The sequence below is a fragment of the Citrobacter sp. Cf118 genome (assembly GCF_030334095.1).
Lineage (GTDB): Bacteria > Pseudomonadota > Gammaproteobacteria > Enterobacterales > Enterobacteriaceae > Citrobacter > Citrobacter freundii.
The window spans coordinates 597,249-615,070 of the sequence record NZ_JAOWES010000089.1; the positions used below are offsets into that span (position 1 = coordinate 597,249).

Genomic DNA, 17,822 nt, shown 5'->3' on the forward strand with positions numbered 1-17,822 from the left:
CCAATTTAGCCCGGTTCGCTGGGCTAAAAATATGTATCCCATGTACCAATGTATTGCAGTTGGAATTCGCTGGATGCCTGTGAAATTGCTTTCGAATATACTCACTAAAAAAGAGAGGTTTTATGGATGAGAAAGTGATGGCATTGGCAACACTCCAAGCAGCTCAGGAAGCTGCGAATTGGGCATTTTGGTCGATGATAGGGACATGGGTTGCGGGTATAGCGACCTTTTTGGCTGTATGTGTTTCCCTTCATCTGGGTCTAAAAAAGCCTAAAGCGCATATTAGTTGCCGAGTTAATGTCGGTATAACGTGGCAAGGACCTTATCAAAAAAAAGGGGTGACAATTGTTATTACAAACCTTTCACTTCATACAGTAAAAGTTACTTCTATAAATTGGACATTCAAAAAAGATATTACGTTTTATCAACCATTCCACTCTCCTTTATCAATGCAACTACCTCAAAAACTAGATTACGGTGAGCAGGCCACTTTTTGGATAGATATTGATGGCAACTCAGAATGGATTGAAAAAATAGCATTAGGTTTGAAAGAGCAAGATGCCAACCCCAAAGATTTTAGATGCGTAATCAGCGTGACTACTGGAGAAAGTTTCACATTTGAAATTGAAAAAACTTTGATGGATAAAATTACAAGTAGTTACCATCAGATTTCAAAGACTGAAAGCCACCAGACATAAGGTGACTTTTTAAATGTAATGTACAAGCTACATATATCCAATGACCCGCTCCGGCGGGTTTTTCTTTTGTTAAGGAACTGAAATGACCAAATTCTCCCTGATTCCCAATCCGATATTTTCCGTTACTGCCAGCATCCCGCGCGCTGGCGCCGAAGACGGCAAGCTGACCTTCACTTTCCGCCATAAGACGCTGGAAGAGCTGCGCGCTCTGGATGAGAAGTTGCAGAAAGCAGCTGAAGGTAAAAAATCCCTCGTTGAGCCGCAGGCCAACTACCTGATGGAGATCGTCGATAGCTGGGCACTGCCTGACGAGTTCACTCGCGATAACGTAATTGTCCTCCTGAAGAACTACCCGCGCGCATTTGACAGCATCGGTCTGGCCTACACCAAAGAGTTGATGGGTTTCCGCGAAAAAAACTAAGGCAGGTCGCCGCAGCGATGTATACACCGGGACCGACGCTCGCGGAGTTAGCCGCTTTTGGTTTGACGCCTGAAGACGTGGAGGAAGAGGTGGGGATCCTGCCGTCAGTATGGAAAGCCTTCACCATCTTCTCCACGCTGGCGACCCAATGGCGCGTCGGTGCGAGCGGTGCGACCGGTCTTGATTACAACGTTCTCCCCTGGATCTTTGAGTTACACGGGGTTGAAGATGCGGCGGCCTGTATGGCTGACCTTCAAATCATGGAAAGCGAGGCACTTAAGGTAATGCATAAGGAGACGAAATAATGACAGACCAGATCGCCTCGATTACTTTGCGGGCCGATGTTTCTGACCTGAAAACAGCCAGCAACGAACTGGATAAACTCGGCCAGGCGGCGGCCGGTGCTGTAGATAAAGCAGATGATCTGAATAGCGTGTTTCGCGCTGGCGCTGAATCTGCGAAGCAAGGTAGTGAAGGACTCAAGGAGCAGCAGAACGCGCTCAAAGGGCTGCTGGAGAATATCGACCCGGTTACCAAGGCTTTAAACCGCCTGGATGATCAGCAAGAATCGCTGCGGAAATTCCAGGCCAAAGGTTTCCTGGATACCGATACCTTTCAGGCTTACAACAAAATCCTGGACGACACCCGCCTCAAGCTGACTGACACTGGCGAAGCAGCGGCGAAAGCGCAGGCAGAACTGGCAGCGACTCAGGCCGCTGAGAAACAGTCCGCTGCGCTGAAAAACCTGCTGGGTTCCATTGACCCGACGATCCGCGCATTCAACTCACTGGATGAGCAGCATGCACAGCTGGTGGCGCACTTCGAATCAGGACGTATCAACGGCGCGCAGTTCGAGCACTTCAACGGCATCCTCAACCAGACGCGGGAGCGTCTGTCTGGCGTGGCTGACGTGCTGCCAGAGGCACTATCCCGACAGGAAGCAGCGGCGCGTCGTGCCGGTATATCTGTCGGCCAGTACAGTGCTGCGATGCGCACGCTTCCTGCACAGTTCACCGATATCGCCACGCAGCTGGCTGGTGGGCAGTCTCCGTTCCTGATTCTGCTCCAGCAGGGCGGGCAAATTAAAGACCAGTTTGGCTCGGTTCAGGGGGCGCTGTCGGGTGTTGGCGAATATATCCGCAGCATGGTCGGGATGATTAACCCAACCACGATTGCGCTGGCAGGTCTGGTCGGTACAGTTGGTCTGCTGGCTGCTGCGGCATACAGTTCGTCTGAACAGTTCGACCAAGTTGCCCGGTCGGTCATCATGATGGGCGGCGCTGGCTTCGCCTCAATGCAGCAGCTAAATGAGGCTGCTGAAGAGGTCGCCGGCAAGACGAACACATCCATCAGCTCCACTGTCGATACTCTGGTTACGCTGAACGATACTGGCAAATATACCGCTAGTCAGATGAAACAGATCGCCGCCTCCATCATCCTGATGGGCAAGGCTGGCAGCGACACCAAAGCGGCAATGTCCGACTTCGGCAAGATTGTCAGCGACCCGGTAAAAGGCCTGGCGAGCCTGAATGAGCAGTATGGCTTTGTTGATGAAGCCATGATGAAGCACATCATCCAGTTGCGTAAGCAAAAGGGTGAAGAGGCTGCTGTAGCAGAGGCCATTCAGCTTTACGCTGATGTTATGTCCAAGCGTGCTGAAGAAACGAACAAGGCTACTGACAATATTGGCAGAGTCTGGGATACGCTGAAGAAGAGTGCCTCTGATAACTTCCGGGATATTGGTATTACTGTCCGTGCCTGGGGGAACCAGGTGATCGATATCTTCAACCTGGTAGAAGCGTCGATAAAAGACCTGTTTCTCAATATCACATCGTTGGATGCCAAATTCACTGGTACTGTTGCTGGGTGGGCAGAAAAGATACCCGGCGGCGGGGCATTAGCAAATTTCCTTGGCATGGATGTCGAGGCAATGAAAAAGGCTGGGGCAGAAGCCGATAAAGAGATCGCAGCGAATAAAAAACGTTACGATGAACTCTGGAAGCGGGTCACTGCGCCTAATGCACAGGCAAGCTATGAAGCCGAAGCGCGAGGGGCCACGGTTAAAGGTGAGGGAGGATCCAGTCGCGAGTCTAGGGACGCAGTCTCGAAGCTTGCAGAAGACTCTGCCAAAAAGACTAAAGAGGCAAGAGCTACGCTGGATGCTGGCGATCGCACTCTGGAGAACTACCGGGCGCAGGCAAGGACCTTAACGGAAACCCTCGAAACCCTGCGTCAGACCGGCGATATTCACGCCAAAAATACTGAATTCAACAAACAACAGTCACGCTTTACGGAACTGGACGAGGCCGCCAAAACCCGCGCGCTGACCGCGCAGGAGAAGTCACTCCTGTCGAGCCGTGAGGCCATTCTGAATGCCGCTAAGGTTGTTGACCAAAAGAATAAGGAAGTCGAGGCCCAGCAGAAGATTAACGGGCTGGCACAGCAGGCTAATAAGTACGTCACCCAGATGTCGGAAAAAACCGATGCTTTGCGCGATAGTGCAGGCCTCAGCAGTCGTCAGACGCAGCGCATGATGGAGGAGGCTCAACTCCGTCAGGGTTGGTTGAATGGTGGAGGCAAGCTTGAGGATACTGGCTATGAGAAAGAGCTGACAGCACTTCAGAACTACTACGCCGAAGAAGACAAGCTGCGCGGCAACTGGAAGGCTGGCGCATTGAGCGGCTGGAATGAATACCTTGAAGCTGCCACTGATACATACAGTTCGGTGAAGAATGTAGCTGGCTCGGCGCTAACCGGGTTATCTGACATGCTTACTGACCTCATGGTCACAGGTAAAGCCTCAATTAAGTCGTTCGGGATGTCGATGCTTAAAATGATCGCCTAGGTCGTGAACAGGTTGATGGTTGCTTATGCGATTCAGGCGGCCATGGGATGGATTGGTGGCAGTTCGGGTGGTGGCACTACTCCAGGCGGAGCATATACGAACGCAGCTTCAGGCGTAACGTTCAACGCTAAAGGTGGAGTCTATGAATCTTCGGGCCTCAGTAAATATGTGAACGGTGTCTACGACTCTCCTCAGTATTTCACCTTCCAGGGGGCATCTAAATTCGCCAAAGGCGGAGTATTTGCTGAGGCTGGCGAAGAGGCCATCATGCCGCTGACACGGGATTCTGCTGGAAGACTTGGTGTCAGGGCTCAGGGTGCTGGTAATTCTGGACATCAAATCAACGTGGATATCTATGTCGATAACAAAGGCAACGCTACCACAAATACAAGCGGAGATGGTGACGCGGCTGCTAGAGCGCTGGCCGAACGCATTAAGTTTTATGTTTCCGATGGGATTCGGCTTGCAATTAAAGACGATGGAGCTATAGGTAGAAGCTTCGCTAAGAAGTAACAATATGCAAGGCGTTACATTCTGATATCCCCTGGTTATCATGTGCAAAGCCACGATAATTAAGGGGATGATAGTGCTTAAAAGGATATTCAAAAAGATACTCAAGACTATTGGGATGATCGTGCTTCTTATCGTCGTCGTCGGAATTGCTGCTGTAGTTAATAAACCGACTGAGGCGGAAAAGAAGCAAAAGGAAGTCAAAGAGTTGTCTGACAAGAAGTTGGATGAGTTGAGGAACGCGTGTGAAGCCTATGTCAAAATGTCAGTCATCAACAAAAGCACCTTAGACATGTCGGTGTTTAGCGCTAAAAGGTGGCAAGACAGCGATGGTAAATTTTATGCAACGCAGGAATTTAGTGCCAAAAACAAATTCGGGCTTGAGCAGAAATTTAGAGCTGTGTGCACCGAAGAAAAAGACGGTAAAACCGATTATCGAATTGAAGAGGTGACCGGAAGTTAATCCGAAGTGAGTGCTTAACCAAGCCCCACCGACCACTCAACCGAAACCAAGCCTCGCTAACGCGGGGCTTTTTGTTGCTCTCCGGAGAACGATGCGTCGTGTTCAATGTATATTTAGCCAGGTTTAGGCATCTTAGTAGTTTTGCTATGATTCGGCTAAACATCCTTTGGTCGATACGGATATGACTAGCGCTAACCCTCAACTGAAAACTAATGAGCTTCTTGACAAGCTAGTTCCCTCTATCGAGTCGGGAGAAAACCTGATTGGTGAATTTGGCCTGCGTGTAGTTATCCGAGAGGCTAAAAAAATACCAGATGCCTATCAGTCTCTTTTAGTCATAGGACTTGCAGAAATCGTTGGTGGTAACTATGTTGCCGCTATGGAAACTCATCGACGACTTACCCTTATCAATCCTTATAATGATGTGGTGTGGGTGAACTTTTCAGTCGCGTTAGGCCAGAGATGCCAGTATCGATTGGCACGTGAAATATCCCACAATAGTATCCCTTATGTCGGCTTTGCTGGGCTTTGCCATGCTTATTTAAATGCAGGGTTTTGGGGGGATCTTGAAACCATGTTGCTTATAAAGAGTCAGCCAATTTTCAATTCCTGCGATATATCATCATTTGCAGAAAAACAAAGGTATGACATCATGCGTTGCGATTCCATCTTTGATATTTTGATGGATGACAGAGAAGAATCTGATTATTTATTTCAAATGGCTTCTCTTGTAATGCAAATTGCAGAAAGGCTAAAACTCCCACCGAGACAAGCATCAATCCATACTGACGCAGAAGGGATGTTAATTTTCTCTTTTGGTATAACTTCAGATCTCTCTAATAATTTATGGGAGCTCAATGATGAACTTGCTTCATTGATCGTGGATCATCAAATTTTCTCGTCCAATAGCATTGCCACATTCCATGTGATAGGTGAATGAAATGGCTATCTCACATTCTGAAATCCTACATCTAGCAAAATCGATGGCACAAGATGCTGAAAACGAAGTTAATTTGAGGGCTTCAATTGGCCGGGCATACTACAGCATGTTTCACGCTGCGCATGATATTGCTGGTGGCCGTGTCCCCAAAAATCATCCTATACCAGGAAAAGTTTTCAAAGGTGGGACTCACGCTCGCTTATCCCAGTATTTAGCAGACTGTGCCGAACAACTGCACCCGACGCATGTAAGAACATTGCAATTACTCTCTGTTAAGCTAAAAATGTGTCATAAATCCAGGTGTGAGGCGGATTATGAATTAACTCAAAACATTCATAAGTCGCAGTTGGACTGCATTTTAAAAGAGGCTGAAATGACTCAAGATATTTTGGCGAAAATTAAAGTATTAGTAACCTAAATATTGCGTAAATAGCAATCATTATAAATAACCCAGCTCCGGCTGGGTTTTTTTATGGAGCAAATATGGCAGTTGAAACTTATACTTGGCACTCACAACTCGGTGCTGGCGCAGTGGAATACAGTCAGACCGTAAGGTCAGCCCAGTTCGGTGATGGCTACGAGCAGGTGGCTGAGAACGGTATTAACTCCACCGCCATTCAGGTTCCAATGAAGCACGCAGGAACGGAGGCGGAAGTTAACGCAGTTCGCGACTTCCTGTTGACGCATACCGTTAAAGCATTCGTCATCACGCCGCCGGGCGAGGAGATGGGGCTGTATCGCGTTGTGGCCGATTCGGTGCGTAAAAACCAACTCAGCAGCAAATTCGCTGAGCTGACCTTCACCATTAAGCGCGCCTATGGCGTCTATGCCTGAGGTAGAGCATGACAGCACTGATTGATACAGCTGCAATGCTGGCGCCGGGCGGTAGAGTCCGCTTGGTCGAAGTAGATGCTTCAGAGTTCAGCGGTGGTATTCACCGCTTTCACTATAGTCCGTTTCCCCATACGCCCGCCGAGATTGAAGCGGCGAACGGCGATGAAGCTAAGCTTGGACCAAAGCCCATCATCTGGGATGGCAAAATATTCGACTTCTGGCCTTTCCAGATTTCTGATCTCGCTCTTTCGACCGACCAGGCCGCTGAACCGAAACTTAGCGTATCGAACCTTGACGGGCATATCACCGCGCTCTGCCTGCAGTTCAAGGACATGGTTAACGCGAAGGTAAGCATCATCGACACCTACGCCGTTTATCTGGACGCGGTTAACTTCCCAGGCGGCGTGAACCCGATGGCAGACCCTACAATGTTCACGCTTCAGACCTTCTGGCTTGACACGAAAACCTCCGAAGACGACGAAGTGGTTTCATGGTCACTCAGTAGCCCCGCAGACTTGCAGGGGCTTGTTATCCCAACCCGACAAATCACCTCGCTCTGCGAATGGGCGCTACGCGGGCAGTACCGGAGCGGCGATGGATGCACCTATAACGGTACGGCATATTTCGACGCGAAGGGGAATCAGGTTTCAGATCCTGCCCTTGATGTATGTGGTGGTTGCTTCAGTGACTGCCGTAAACGATTTGGCGCCGGCTTGGCAGATCCTAATGCGGCAATTCTCGACTTTGGCGGCTTTCCGGCAACCGTTCTCTTCACCCGATAACCGGACATAGCAATGAATAAAACCATATTGGCAGCTATCCGTGCTCATGCGCTGGAGGAATCCCCGCGCGAGAGCTGCGGATTCGTTATTCAGTCTGGCCGTCGCCAGCGCTATATTCCTGTACCAAACACTCATGAAAATCCAACAGAGCATTTCCGCATCGATGGCGAGCATTGGGCGAACGCCGAAGATATCGGGACGATTGTGCGCGTCATCCATTCCCATCCTGGCGATGGAGCAAGGCCGGTTCCATCCGATCTGGACTGCCAGCAATGCAACAACTCCGGCGTGGTCTGGGGTATTTACGCGCCGGATAGCGACGAATACGCTGAGATAATGCCGGAGGCGGTACCCCTTATCGGGCGTCCGTTTATCTTGGGCTCAAATGACTGCTGGGGACTGGTAATGGATTGGCATGCCACCCAAGGCGTGAAGCTTAACGATTTCCGCGTCGATTACCCATGGTGGGAAAGCCAGTACCCGGACAACCTGTATTTCGACAACTGGGAGCGGGAAGGGTTTGTCGAATGCGACCCGTCGCCAGGCTGTATGGTCATCATGCAGGTTGAATCCAGTAAGTGGAACCACGCGGGGATCATTACCGAAGAAGGTGAGCTGCTTCACCATCTGTACGGGCAGCCATCCTGCATCACGCCGTATGCGCGCGGTTATTTCAAAGACAGGACGATGATCTGCGTCCGTCACAAAGAGCTACCGCAGGAGATTCAGCCATGGCGCGTTTAACCACGATTCGATTGTACGGTGTGCTGGGAGCCAGGTTTGGCCGTGTTCATAGGCTTGCGGTGCAGACATCAGCTGAGGCGGTAAAGGCGCTTTGCATCAACTTGGACGGACTGGAAAGTTATCTTCTGAACGCCAAAAAGAATGGCATGACGTTCGCGGTGTTTCGCGGTAAGCGCAATATCGGGGTGGAGGATTTTAAGGAGTTGTCTGGTGAAAGCGATATTCGCATTGCGCCAGTGATGGAAGGAGCGAAGAAGGCGGGCATGTTCCAGACGATTCTTGGGGCTGTGATGGTTGTTGCTGGGGTTGTTATTGGCGCAATGACCAGTTGGACAGGTGTTGGCCTGACATTCGGTGCCGGGCTTGTAATGTCCGGTGCATCAATGATGGCCGGAGGCATCTACCAGATGCTCTCTCCTCAGCCAAAAGGCCTGCAGGGACGCGACGATCCAGATAACAAACCTAGCTATGCCTTTGGTGGCTCAGTAAACACCCTGGCAATGGGTAACCCAGTGGCTCTGCTGTATGGCGAGCGTGAAATCGGCGGCGCAATTATCAGCGCGGGGATCGTCGCTGAGGACATCTGACGGCTTCTCACTTTTCAATTAGCACCCAGTCGGGTGCTTTTTTTTATGGATGCAATATGGCAACGATTACTGGTGCAAAGGGCGGCAGCCAGAAGCAGCACACACCTGTAGAACAGCCTGATTCGGCGCAATCAATGGCGCGCTGTCGCATGCTGCTGGCGCTAGGGGAAGGTGAGTTTGCTGGTGGTCTGGATGCGACCCGGATTTTCCTGGACGGTACACCGCTTGGTAACGCCGATGGAACGATGAATTTTGAGAACGTTTTCTGGGAATTTCGACCGGGCACACAGACCCAGACACCGATTCCGGGTTTTCCCGCAGTTGAGAACGAAACTACGGTTGGCGTATCGCTGACGAAAGTCACCCCATGGACCCGCGCACTGAGTAACACCCAGATTGACGCGGTGTTGGTACGTATTGGCATCCCTGGGTTACAGCAGCAGGAAAACGATGGGGATATTGTCGGTACTACGGTTCAGTACCATATTGATCTGGCGGTGGACGGTGGCGCTTACTCGACAGTAATGACCAAAACGGTTACGGAGAAACTCAGTTCTCTCTATGAGCTGACGCACCGCATCAACCTGCCTAAAGCAAGCACCGGTTGGCAGATTCGCGTAGTTCGCGATACTGCTGACAGCACCAGTCAGATGCTGCAGAACAAAACACAGGTGCAGGCAATCACTGAGGTCATCGATGCCCGCCTGCGTTATCCGCATACCGCACTGCTGTACGTCTCATTTAACGCTAAATCGTTCAGCAATATCCCAAAGATATCCTGCAAGCCGAAAGGCCGGGTAATCCGCATCCCACAAAACTACGATCCCGTTGCGCGAACGTACAGCGGGACCTGGGACGGTACATTCAAATGGTCCTGGAGTAACAACCCGGCGTGGATTTGGTTCGATATTCTTACTGAGCCGCGCTTCGGACTGGGTCGCAGGGTTACGCCAGCGATGCTCGATAAATGGGAGTTGTACCGTATTGCCCAGCGTTGCGACCAGAAAGTGCCGGATGGTAAGGGTGGCAGCGGTACCGAGCCTCGCTTTATGTTTGACGTTTATATCCAGGCTCAGGCTGATGCCTGGCAGGTGATTAAAGACATCGCGGCAGGTTTTAACGGCATGACGTTCTGGGGCAACAACATGTTCAATGTTGTCTCTGATATGCCAGCTGATACGTCAAAACTTCAGATACTCACTCGAGCTTCTGTTGTTGGTAAGCCAACGTACTCCAGCGGCAGTGAAAAGAACCGCTATAGCTCAGCGCTGATTAACTTCAGCGATCCGGATAACCACTACCAGGACCGCACCACCGCAGTGATGTTCCCGGAACTGGTGAAGCAGTTTAAGTTTAAGCAGACGCAAATCACCGCGATCGGTTGTACGCGTGAGAGCGAGGCGCAGCGGCGTGGCGGATGGGCGGTGTATTCCAACTCACTTGACCGCATTATCACGCTTCAGACCGGACTTGATGGCTTTGTATTCGTGCCGGGCACCGTATTTGCGTTTGCAGATGAACGCCTGTCAGGGCGCGTTTATGGCGGGCGTATCACCGGGTACAACGCAGGGCTTAAGGCCGTGACCACTGACCGGGGCACCAGCGCGGTGGCGGGTGATACGCTGATGATTCGTACTCAGGGCGGTACCGTTGAGAGCAGAACCATTCAGGCTGTTAACGGCCAGCAACTGATACTGGCAACTGCCTTTACCGCTGAGCCACAACCTAATGCCATTTTTGTTATCGATGCAGGTCAGTTGCGCCTCCAGTACTTCCGCGTAACCAATCTGACATTTAACGATGAAGAGAACACCTACAGTATCACCGGTGCAGAGTACAACGGGGCGAAGTACGATGCCGTTGATAACAACGCCCGACTGGATACGCCGCCGATCAGCCTGTTACCGACAGGCCTGATAGGGCAACCGACAAATATCACGGTCAGTAGCTATGATTCGGTCCGGCAGGGGCAGCGTATTGCGACCATGATTGCGAGTTGGGATGCGCCAGTAGATAAAAACGGGAAACCTCAGGCAGATATTGTCGCGTATCAGGCACAGTGGAAACGCGGTGATAATGAGTGGATCAATATCCCTGAAACGGGTCTGCGCAATATCGAGGTGCCTGGGATTTTCTCAGGCGATTATCTTGTGCGAGTTCGTGCCATTAACTCTGGAGGCGCGTCCAGTCTGTGGGCCTCTTCTGTTCTGACTCATCTCACGGGACGTGCTGGGGACGTTCCCAAACCGGTTGGTTTGCGCACCACTGCTATCAACTGGGGCATTCAGATTGACTGGTCCTTTCCGGCAGATACAGGTGATACCCTCCAGACCGAACTGCAGTATTCAGCAAACGGAAATGGGGATAATCCTCTGCTGCTTGCAGGAGTTCCGTATCCTCAACACACATATACCCAACTGGGTTTGAAGGCTGGTCAGGAGTTCTGGTACCGGGCTCGTCTGGTCGATCGCATTGGTAATCAGAGTGACTGGACCGACTGGATTCGTGGCCAATCCAACGCGAATGCTGACGACTACCTGGGCGATATTGCCAATGATTTTCTGACGTCTGCCGACGGTGATCGCCTGACAAGTGACATTGATACTAATCTGGAAGCTGCGTTGCAGAATGCGCTGGCCAACCATGGAACCGTGGAACACCAGTGGGCGCAGTACGGCGAGGTACGCGCGGATATTCTGGTGGTTAAAACGACCATTGCGCAGGTAGATAAGGCCATGGCTGAAATGTCCACTCAGGTGCAGGCGCAGTTTAATGATGTGACTGCCGCACTGGAGGATAAGCTCACCGCCGTGGTTGATGCTACCGGAGCATCTGCGATTTACACCCTTAAAACTGGGGTTCGAATAAACGGTGTGATGTATAACGCCGGTATGTCGATTGCGGTGCTGGCGGAAGTGGGTAAGCCGGTAGTCACTCGTATCGGGTTTAACGCCAATCAGTTCGTCCTGATGAGTGGCAGCGGTGATATGCAATATTCACCGTTTGCCGTTATCAATGGGCAGGTGTTTATCAGCGATGCGTTTATTCAGAATGGCAGTATAACAAGCGCCAAAATTGCTAACGCCGCAATTAACAATGCGAAAATATCAGGTTCTATCTGGTCAGAAGGTTACAAAGTTGAAAATCAGGGTGGGTGGTGTCTTTCTAAAGCCGACAACAATCTTTCATTTACGGGGCCGGAAGGTCGTGTGCTTGTGCAGATTGGTAAACTAACAGGAGTGGCTCCCAATGTCTGATTTTGGATTTGCCTCATGGGACGCTAACGGCGTCCCAAATAACTATGGCATTAAACCTGTAACCGTGGTGGGCATCATCGATCTTGCTTTAGGTCAGAAAACAGGAAGCTACCAGTTCAACCTTGAACCTGGCTTAAAGGTTGGGTTTGCAGTTGGTACTCTGGAGGATAAAGGGACAATAAGTTACACAGATAAAAGAAATATTATTGCATCTGGAAACACCATAACAATACAGCCTTCAGGTAGTGATGGGATTAATGATTACCCGGCAGTCAAAGTGCAGATAATCGTTTTTGCGGAGACTGCGTAGATGGCTAAATATGGCGCATTGATTTCATTACCTAACGGGAACCCTTTTATCACGCCTGATTCCACACCAATGACGCTTTATCGAAAAGTCACTGTAAACTCAACTTTTGGGGGGGATTTTAACAGTGCTTCGGCGTCCGTGACTATCGACGGTCAGAAGGGAGGGATTGCATTTGCAAGAACCAGCGCCCCGGCAAAGATATCTGCTTCAAAAAGTGGCAATACGTTCAGTGTTGATGCGTCTAATTACAGGGGATCGGCTTTTGTCCTTGAAGCCTATTTTTTTGCCATATATCCGCTTACGCTTCCGGCCTGGGGTGTGGCTATATGGGATGCCGAAGGGACACTGGTACTTACGAATGAGTCCCGGGTATTAAGCGACCTTACAACTATAGGCTCACCCGGCGCTGCAACGGGTGGGCTGAACATCGACGCCTACATGTCGGGCAAATGGGCTGTAAATCCGATGGGGCTGGGGTCTGTTCTTCTGCATGCTGGTTCAGCACCTGGTGGACAGCCAATAATCCAGCCTGTGGATGTGGGAACGGGGTGCTTCAATGACGGTGCGGGAACAAGAATAAAAGGGCTTTCATCAACAACAGCTAGTGGTTCTTCAGTCGGTACGACAAATAGCGGGATTGTGATAACGGCGATAAACACAACTGCATATGATTAAATTGATCGATTTAAACGATCAATTTAAGAATATTGATCTATTAAAACTGTTTCTTATATTCAGTGTCGTTGGTTATTTTTATTCAAATAATTAACTCTGGTATCGAAATGAAAAATATAATTACTCCCGTTATTGTTTGTCTGGTGCTTTCAGCATGCTCAGGTCCTGTTCTGGAGAAACAGAAACCGGTTTGTCAGGCTGAGTCTGTACTTGGCGGGCAGCCCCAGCCAGTACAGATTTATGGTGTGCGAAAAATTGCTAATCAGACTGAGTACAGGGCCGGTTATCCATTTAACTGGCGATGGGTGAATAAAAATAATTTCACCCGTTCGAATTGCCCATAATGAATCACAAAAAAATAACCCGCTCCGGCGGGTTTTTTATTATCTGAATTCAGGAGACATCCATGTCAGCAGGAACCTTAACCCTGACGAATAATTCTGCTGCGGTCGCTGGCAGCGGGACCGCGTTTACCACAGAGGTGGCGGCCGGAGATTTTATTGTTGTCACTGTCGGCGGCATTCCCTATACGCTCCCGGTTAAATCAGTGGAAAGCGGCGCAGCACTGACACTGGTCAGTAATTTTACCGGACCTACTCAGGCCGGTGCGGCCTGGTCGGCGGTTCCTCGTGTAGCTCTGAACATGGTAACTGCGGCACTGGTAACTCAGAGCACCGAAGCACTGCGCGGGCTGAACTACGACAAGCAGAACTGGCAGAGCATATTCAGTAGTTCCGGAACTGCAACGGTAAGATTGCCCGATGGCAGTTCCTTCACTGGACCAGCCTGGGGCGGTATTACTACAGAGCTTTCGGAAAAGGCAGATAAGACGGCGCTGGATAACAAAGCTGATAAAGATGAATTAAATACATTAGCTAAAAAAGGCGATAACAGTGATATTACTCAGCTTACAGGATTAAAAGTCCCAGTAACAATGATCACCTCAATTCCACCTGTGGGGAGCCGGGGGATTTATCCCATCACTAATATAGGGGGGAATTACGATGTTGTGACCAAGCCTTTCAACTGCGGGATGCAGTCGGCAACGTGGGGTCTTACCACATCTTTTGGAATGTATAGTGGTACAACTGGTGGGGCTGATCGGGCCGGACCTGCAATTACTGTTACTGATGGCGGCTCATTCGGTGCGCGCTGGTTCTTTCAGGTGGCAGGGAGCATTATTTCTACAGGTAATGGAAATATTACTCCAGTTGCATCGGATGAGCGCGTTAAAAACATTCACAGAGAAATCAGTGAAGAGGAAGCGGTTGAATTCATTATTGGTTTAAAACCGATTCGCTACTCATTCAAATGGAGTCCTGATGAAGTAAGGGTCGGCTACAGTGCGCAGAATATTTACACTATGGATCCTGAACTGATTCAACGTGCAGCATTGAATGTCGGTGGGGATGCCATAGAAGATGGCATGATTGTTGACGCAGGTGAAGTTGGTGCTGCTTTTCTTACGCCTGTCGTACAGAATCTTCTGCGTCGAGTTGCAGAGCTGGAAGCGAAGCTGAAGGTATTTACAGAATAGAAACGTATACACCAAGTTTTAGATGGGATCGCCTGAACCATCGATAGCTGATTTGCACTTTCACTGTAATGCTTGTTGCCGCAACCACGCCGTATGCAAGAGCATGATTGCAGCCGACTGGCGAACGTTCGATAGTGCGAGTATTGAATGATTGCCAGTCACGGCGGATTGTACTTAAGCAATATGACGGTTCAAGGCGTTTAATCTGAAACCAGCCACATATCAGCCTCTTCAAACATTTCCTGAACAGTACGGCTTATTTGCTCCTTCTCATGCTTGCTGGCGTCAGTGTTGATCGCCGGCAGTGTCATCATCGGTTTAACCCGGACATCAGCATCGGGGAGGATCCGGTGAACCCTCTTGGTCAATTCGCCCAGAATGATATCTTTTGCACCGGGCAGACCATCAAAATTCCTTTTGTCATAAACGAGTTCCACGAACATTGCTTATTGCCTCTTTACTGGATGGATATACAGTATTTATACTGTGTTTTTATCCGGTGTTCAAGAGAGGGCGTAATGATGCCACGACGCAGCGATATTGAAATGGCCTGGTATGCTTCGATACAGCAGGAACCAAATGGCCGGAAGACCGTCACCACACAGCGGTTTGTCCAAGAGCTGAGCAAAGTTAACTGGAACTGGACGATGAAGCAGGCCAACGAATGGATCGAGTGGTATGTGACAACATTCCGCGATGTATCAACGCAGGAAGGCGAGAACCGTACCTTTCTGTTGTTCAATCCAAACGGAGGACTATAGCCATGGGCTTTCCTTCACCTGCGGCAGATTACGTTGAAACACGAATTTCCCTAGATCAGCAGCTAATCAGTCAGCCCGCCGCGACTTATTTCATGCGGGCATCGCGTTCACATTTCAGGGAAGGGATACTCCAGGGGGCGTTGCTTGTTGTGGATGCGTCACTTACTGCCTGTGATGGCTCACTGCTGGTATGTGCAATAGACGGGGAGTTCAGGATCAAGCGATATCGAACTCACCCTCAGCCCCACCTGGTTAATCTGGAGAACGGGAGAAGGGAAGCGCTGCCAGTAGATGATGACGCTTACAGTTCTGCACCCGCTATATTCGGGGTGATCACGTACATCATTAATGATGCCAGGAATGCGGAGTTTGATGACTGCCCGGTTATGTAGATAAAAACATATCAATGAGAAAGGATAATTATGCTTGTTTGGTGGCTATTTAACCACTCACTCCTTTGTTGGCATTTAAGTTAAAAATATTAGATATCAATCACAAAGATTTGATGACAACCATCTTTGTAATGACTATAAAGTTAGCCACTCGCTAGGGATAAAGCGTATCCAATATGCATTGCTGTGTAATTACGGGGTCTGTTGATGTCACCAGACCCTGTCTTTTCATCATCGACTACACACAGCTGTTATCCTGCCAGGTGAATTCTAATTTGGGCGGGGTTTCTCCCCAGTAATTCCCCAAAGTTTCCCCGTGCAAAAGACAGGCATAAAAAACCAGCCGTAAAGGCTGGTTCTTAAAGGGGTTTTTGGTCGGCACGAGAGGATTTGAACCTCCGACCCCCGACACCCCATGACGGTGCGCAACCATTTCAATGGCAGCTATGTGCCAAAAGCGGACATAATAATAGTTAAAATGTGCCAATTAGCGGTAGAATGAAAATCTACACATTGACCCACCCGGCAGGCTAAAAAATGAAAGAATTTTTTATTCAATGCTCAGATGAGCTACGTCTGAGAGCTAAAGAACAAGGGCACTCAGAATTTAGTTCCAAACTAAAACTTATCGAGATTGCAAAAGAATTGTATCCAGAATTTAGCGATGATGAACTAAACGCGATTGTCACGCTATATACTGATGGTCCCAACGCTGAATACACCATTCGGTGCCATACATCAGCAGCATCAAGTGCTCTGAATTCAACTAGGGAAGAGATGTCGATAGATGAGTGGCATCACTTTATTGGCGTTTATTTGGGTACTAGTGCATTAAAACAGTGTGGTGGGTCAGGTCAATCTAACAAAGAAGGTTTTAATTCTTACACCATTACTTTCGCAAACGGCGTAAGTATTGAATTTGAACCATTTTTAGATGATCAAGGCGCACCAAAATTGAAGTGACCTGCCCCCACGATTAGATACAACACTCAGTTAGTAACGTCGGAATCTTCATTCTCAGAATGACCCTTTCTCCAGCCCGCTGCAAATTCAGACGGTGTCTGATAATTCAGCGTGGAGTGCGGGCGGCATTCGTTATAATCCTGCCGCCAGTCATTAATAATTTTCCTGGCATGAACGATATCGCTGAACCAGTGCTCATTCAAACATTCATCGCGAAATCGTCCGTTAAAGCTCTCAATAAATCCGTTCTGCGTTGGCTTGCCCGGCTGGATTAAGCGCAACTCAACACCATGCTCAAAGGCCCATTGATCCAGTGCACGGCAAGTGAACTCCGGCCCCTGGTCAGTTCTTATCGTCGCCGGATAGCCTCGAAACAGTGCAATGCTGTCCAGAATACGCGTGACCTGAACGCCTGAAATCCCAAAGGCAACAGTGACCGTCAGGCATTCCTTTGTGAAATCATCGACGCAGGTAAGACACTTGATCCTGCGACCGGTGGAAAGTGCGTCCATGACGAAATCCATCGACCAGGTCAGATTGGGCGCCGCCGGACGGAGCAGCGGCAGACGTTCTGTTGCCAGCCCTTTACGACGTCTTCTGCGTTTTACGCCCAGGCCACTGAGGTGATAAAGCCGGTACACGCGCTTATGATTAACATGAAGCCCTTCACGGCGCAGCAACTGCCAAATACGACGGTAGCCAAAACGCCTGCGCTCCAGTGCCAGCTCAGTGATGCGCCCTGATAAATGCGCATCAGCAGCCGGACGGTGAGCCTCATAGCGGCAGGTCGACAGGGATAAACCTGTAAGCCTGCAGGCACGACGTTGCGACAGACCGGTCGCATCACACATCAACATCACGGCTTCCCGCTTCTGGTCTGTCGTCAGTACTTTCGCCCAAGAGCCACCTGAAGCGCCTCTTTATCCAGCATGGCTTCGGCAAGCAGCTTCTTGAGTCTGGTGTTCTCTTCCTCAAGCGACTTCAGGCGCTTAACTTCAGGCACCTCCATACCGCCATACTTCTTACGCCAGGTGTAAAACGTGGCATCGGAAATGGCATGCTTGCGGCAGAGTTCACGGGCGGGTACCCCAGCTTCGGCTTCG

Annotated in this window: 21 protein-coding genes, 1 tRNA gene and 1 pseudogene; 19 read left to right on the forward strand and 4 right to left on the reverse strand. The window is 49.8% G+C overall.

Annotated features, from left to right (window positions below):
* The first annotated feature begins 122 nt into the window (after window positions 1–122).
* The 17 genes from OGX67_RS26725 (at window position 123) to OGX67_RS26805 (ending at window position 14,603) form a co-directional block, all read left to right on the forward strand.
* Complete coding sequence (locus OGX67_RS26725; protein ID WP_286528115.1) at window positions 123–698, forward strand: hypothetical protein; 576 nt, start codon at window positions 123–125, stop codon at window positions 696–698.
* A gap of 82 nt (window positions 699–780) precedes the next feature.
* Window positions 781–1,119, forward strand: coding sequence for a phage tail assembly chaperone (locus OGX67_RS26730; protein WP_286528118.1), 339 nt, complete (start codon window positions 781–783; stop codon window positions 1,117–1,119).
* Window positions 1,120–1,136: 17 nt separating this feature from the next.
* Window positions 1,137–1,424 carry a DUF1799 domain-containing protein gene (locus OGX67_RS26735; RefSeq protein WP_286528121.1) on the forward strand — a complete coding sequence of 96 codons (288 nt, stop codon included), beginning with the start codon at window positions 1,137–1,139 and terminating at the stop codon, window positions 1,422–1,424.
* Entirely contained in the window at window positions 1,424–3,964 is a 2,541-nt protein-coding gene (locus tag OGX67_RS26740; RefSeq protein WP_286528124.1) for a phage tail length tape measure family protein, read from the forward strand. Before OGX67_RS26735 ends, OGX67_RS26740 begins: the two co-directional genes overlap by 1 nt.
* Window positions 3,965–3,979: 15 nt before the next feature.
* Window positions 3,980–4,477 carry a phage tail tape measure protein gene (locus tag OGX67_RS26745; RefSeq protein ID WP_286528126.1) on the forward strand — a complete coding sequence of 166 codons (498 nt, stop codon included), beginning with the start codon at window positions 3,980–3,982 and terminating at the stop codon, window positions 4,475–4,477.
* 73 nt (window positions 4,478–4,550) lie between these two features.
* Window positions 4,551–4,937 (forward strand): hypothetical protein, encoded by a 387-nt coding sequence (locus tag OGX67_RS26750; RefSeq protein ID WP_286528132.1) that lies wholly within the window; start codon window positions 4,551–4,553, stop codon window positions 4,935–4,937.
* A 181-nt stretch (window positions 4,938–5,118) separates the two neighbouring features.
* On the forward strand, window positions 5,119–5,877 hold the full coding sequence (locus OGX67_RS26755) for a hypothetical protein (protein WP_213180592.1): 759 nt from the start codon (window positions 5,119–5,121) through the stop codon (window positions 5,875–5,877).
* Between the two features lies 1 nt (window position 5,878).
* Complete coding sequence (locus OGX67_RS26760; RefSeq protein WP_213180591.1) at window positions 5,879–6,295, forward strand: hypothetical protein; 417 nt, start codon at window positions 5,879–5,881, stop codon at window positions 6,293–6,295.
* Window positions 6,296–6,360: 65 nt separating this feature from the next.
* Window positions 6,361–6,711 (forward strand): phage tail protein, encoded by a 351-nt coding sequence (locus OGX67_RS26765; RefSeq protein ID WP_213180590.1) that lies wholly within the window; start codon window positions 6,361–6,363, stop codon window positions 6,709–6,711.
* An 8-nt stretch (window positions 6,712–6,719) separates the two neighbouring features.
* A complete protein-coding gene (locus OGX67_RS26770; RefSeq protein WP_286528138.1) occupies window positions 6,720–7,493 on the forward strand; it encodes a phage minor tail protein L in 774 nt (257 codons plus the stop codon).
* Window positions 7,494–7,505: 12 nt separating this feature from the next.
* The gene (locus tag OGX67_RS26775) at window positions 7,506–8,237 is read left to right on the forward strand and encodes a C40 family peptidase (protein WP_286528140.1); all 732 of its coding nucleotides are present in this window, start codon (window positions 7,506–7,508) and stop codon (window positions 8,235–8,237) included.
* Complete coding sequence (locus OGX67_RS26780; protein WP_200083678.1) at window positions 8,225–8,824, forward strand: tail assembly protein; 600 nt, start codon at window positions 8,225–8,227, stop codon at window positions 8,822–8,824. Before OGX67_RS26775 ends, OGX67_RS26780 begins: the two co-directional genes overlap by 13 nt.
* 56 nt (window positions 8,825–8,880) lie before the next feature.
* Window positions 8,881–12,081 carry a TipJ family phage tail tip protein gene (locus tag OGX67_RS26785; protein WP_286528144.1) on the forward strand — a complete coding sequence of 1,067 codons (3,201 nt, stop codon included), beginning with the start codon at window positions 8,881–8,883 and terminating at the stop codon, window positions 12,079–12,081.
* Entirely contained in the window at window positions 12,074–12,391 is a 318-nt protein-coding gene (locus tag OGX67_RS26790; protein WP_286528147.1) for a hypothetical protein, read from the forward strand. The genes OGX67_RS26785 and OGX67_RS26790 overlap by 8 nt, the downstream gene beginning before the upstream one ends.
* Entirely contained in the window at window positions 12,392–13,066 is a 675-nt protein-coding gene (locus tag OGX67_RS26795) for a hypothetical protein (RefSeq protein WP_286528149.1), read from the forward strand. It begins immediately after the preceding gene.
* 107 nt (window positions 13,067–13,173) lie between these two features.
* On the forward strand, window positions 13,174–13,410 hold the full coding sequence (gene cor, locus OGX67_RS26800; protein WP_286528152.1) for a phage exclusion lipoprotein Cor: 237 nt from the start codon (window positions 13,174–13,176) through the stop codon (window positions 13,408–13,410).
* A gap of 62 nt (window positions 13,411–13,472) precedes the next feature.
* Entirely contained in the window at window positions 13,473–14,603 is a 1,131-nt protein-coding gene (locus OGX67_RS26805; RefSeq protein ID WP_286528155.1) for a tail fiber domain-containing protein, read from the forward strand.
* 200 nt (window positions 14,604–14,803) lie between these two features.
* Here the strand turns inward: OGX67_RS26805 and OGX67_RS26810 are convergent, their stop codons facing one another.
* Both OGX67_RS26810 and OGX67_RS26815 read right to left on the reverse strand, forming a co-directional pair.
* Window positions 14,804–15,046 carry a DinI family protein gene (locus OGX67_RS26810; RefSeq protein WP_286528157.1) on the reverse strand — a complete coding sequence of 81 codons (243 nt, stop codon included), beginning with the start codon at window positions 15,044–15,046 and terminating at the stop codon, window positions 14,804–14,806.
* A 93-nt stretch (window positions 15,047–15,139) separates the two neighbouring features.
* Window positions 15,140–15,259 (reverse strand): annotated as a pseudogene (locus OGX67_RS26815) (hypothetical protein); the annotation flags it as partial.
* A 107-nt stretch (window positions 15,260–15,366) separates the two neighbouring features.
* Between OGX67_RS26815 and OGX67_RS26820 the strand changes: the two are divergent.
* Window positions 15,367–15,756: a HumD family translesion DNA polymerase gene (locus OGX67_RS26820; RefSeq protein ID WP_493524534.1), complete on the forward strand. Its 390-nt coding sequence runs from the start codon at window positions 15,367–15,369 to the stop codon at window positions 15,754–15,756.
* A 372-nt stretch (window positions 15,757–16,128) separates the two neighbouring features.
* Here OGX67_RS26820 and OGX67_RS26825 read toward each other — a convergent pair.
* A tRNA-Pro gene (locus tag OGX67_RS26825) sits at window positions 16,129–16,210 on the reverse strand.
* Window positions 16,211–16,293: 83 nt separating this feature from the next.
* Here OGX67_RS26825 and OGX67_RS26830 point away from each other — a divergent pair.
* On the forward strand, window positions 16,294–16,719 hold the full coding sequence (locus tag OGX67_RS26830; RefSeq protein ID WP_286528160.1) for a hypothetical protein: 426 nt from the start codon (window positions 16,294–16,296) through the stop codon (window positions 16,717–16,719).
* A 26-nt stretch (window positions 16,720–16,745) separates the two neighbouring features.
* On the opposite strand, the gene OGX67_RS26835 is transcribed toward OGX67_RS26830, so the two are convergent.
* Window positions 16,746–17,822 (reverse strand): IS3-like element ISSen4 family transposase gene (locus tag OGX67_RS26835; protein WP_171866509.1). Its coding sequence is split into 2 segments (ribosomal slippage), with 1,078 coding nucleotides annotated over them: window positions 16,746–17,608 and window positions 17,608–17,822; the frame shifts between segments, so codons are not numbered across the junction. This gene is flagged as partial in the annotation.

Coding starts and splice junctions, on each gene's coding strand:
- OGX67_RS26725 (WP_286528115.1), top strand. CDS start 123: ATGGATGAGAAAGTGATGGCATTGGCAACACTCCAAGCAGCTCAGGAA.
- OGX67_RS26730 (WP_286528118.1), top strand. CDS start 781: ATGACCAAATTCTCCCTGATTCCCAATCCGATATTTTCCGTTACTGCC.
- OGX67_RS26735 (WP_286528121.1), top strand. CDS start 1,137: ATGTATACACCGGGACCGACGCTCGCGGAGTTAGCCGCTTTTGGTTTG.
- OGX67_RS26740 (WP_286528124.1), top strand. CDS start 1,424: ATGACAGACCAGATCGCCTCGATTACTTTGCGGGCCGATGTTTCTGAC.
- OGX67_RS26745 (WP_286528126.1), top strand. CDS start 3,980: ATGGTTGCTTATGCGATTCAGGCGGCCATGGGATGGATTGGTGGCAGT.
- OGX67_RS26755 (WP_213180592.1), top strand. CDS start 5,119: ATGACTAGCGCTAACCCTCAACTGAAAACTAATGAGCTTCTTGACAAG.
- OGX67_RS26760 (WP_213180591.1), top strand. CDS start 5,879: ATGGCTATCTCACATTCTGAAATCCTACATCTAGCAAAATCGATGGCA.
- OGX67_RS26765 (WP_213180590.1), top strand. CDS start 6,361: ATGGCAGTTGAAACTTATACTTGGCACTCACAACTCGGTGCTGGCGCA.
- OGX67_RS26770 (WP_286528138.1), top strand. CDS start 6,720: ATGACAGCACTGATTGATACAGCTGCAATGCTGGCGCCGGGCGGTAGA.
- OGX67_RS26775 (WP_286528140.1), top strand. CDS start 7,506: ATGAATAAAACCATATTGGCAGCTATCCGTGCTCATGCGCTGGAGGAA.
- OGX67_RS26780 (WP_200083678.1), top strand. CDS start 8,225: ATGGCGCGTTTAACCACGATTCGATTGTACGGTGTGCTGGGAGCCAGG.
- OGX67_RS26785 (WP_286528144.1), top strand. CDS start 8,881: ATGGCAACGATTACTGGTGCAAAGGGCGGCAGCCAGAAGCAGCACACA.
- OGX67_RS26790 (WP_286528147.1), top strand. CDS start 12,074: ATGTCTGATTTTGGATTTGCCTCATGGGACGCTAACGGCGTCCCAAAT.
- OGX67_RS26795 (WP_286528149.1), top strand. CDS start 12,392: ATGGCTAAATATGGCGCATTGATTTCATTACCTAACGGGAACCCTTTT.
- cor (WP_286528152.1), top strand. CDS start 13,174: ATGAAAAATATAATTACTCCCGTTATTGTTTGTCTGGTGCTTTCAGCA.
- OGX67_RS26805 (WP_286528155.1), top strand. CDS start 13,473: ATGTCAGCAGGAACCTTAACCCTGACGAATAATTCTGCTGCGGTCGCT.
- OGX67_RS26810 (WP_286528157.1), bottom strand. CDS start 15,046: ATGTTCGTGGAACTCGTTTATGACAAAAGGAATTTTGATGGTCTGCCC.
- OGX67_RS26820 (WP_493524534.1), top strand. CDS start 15,367: ATGGGCTTTCCTTCACCTGCGGCAGATTACGTTGAAACACGAATTTCC.
- OGX67_RS26830 (WP_286528160.1), top strand. CDS start 16,294: ATGAAAGAATTTTTTATTCAATGCTCAGATGAGCTACGTCTGAGAGCT.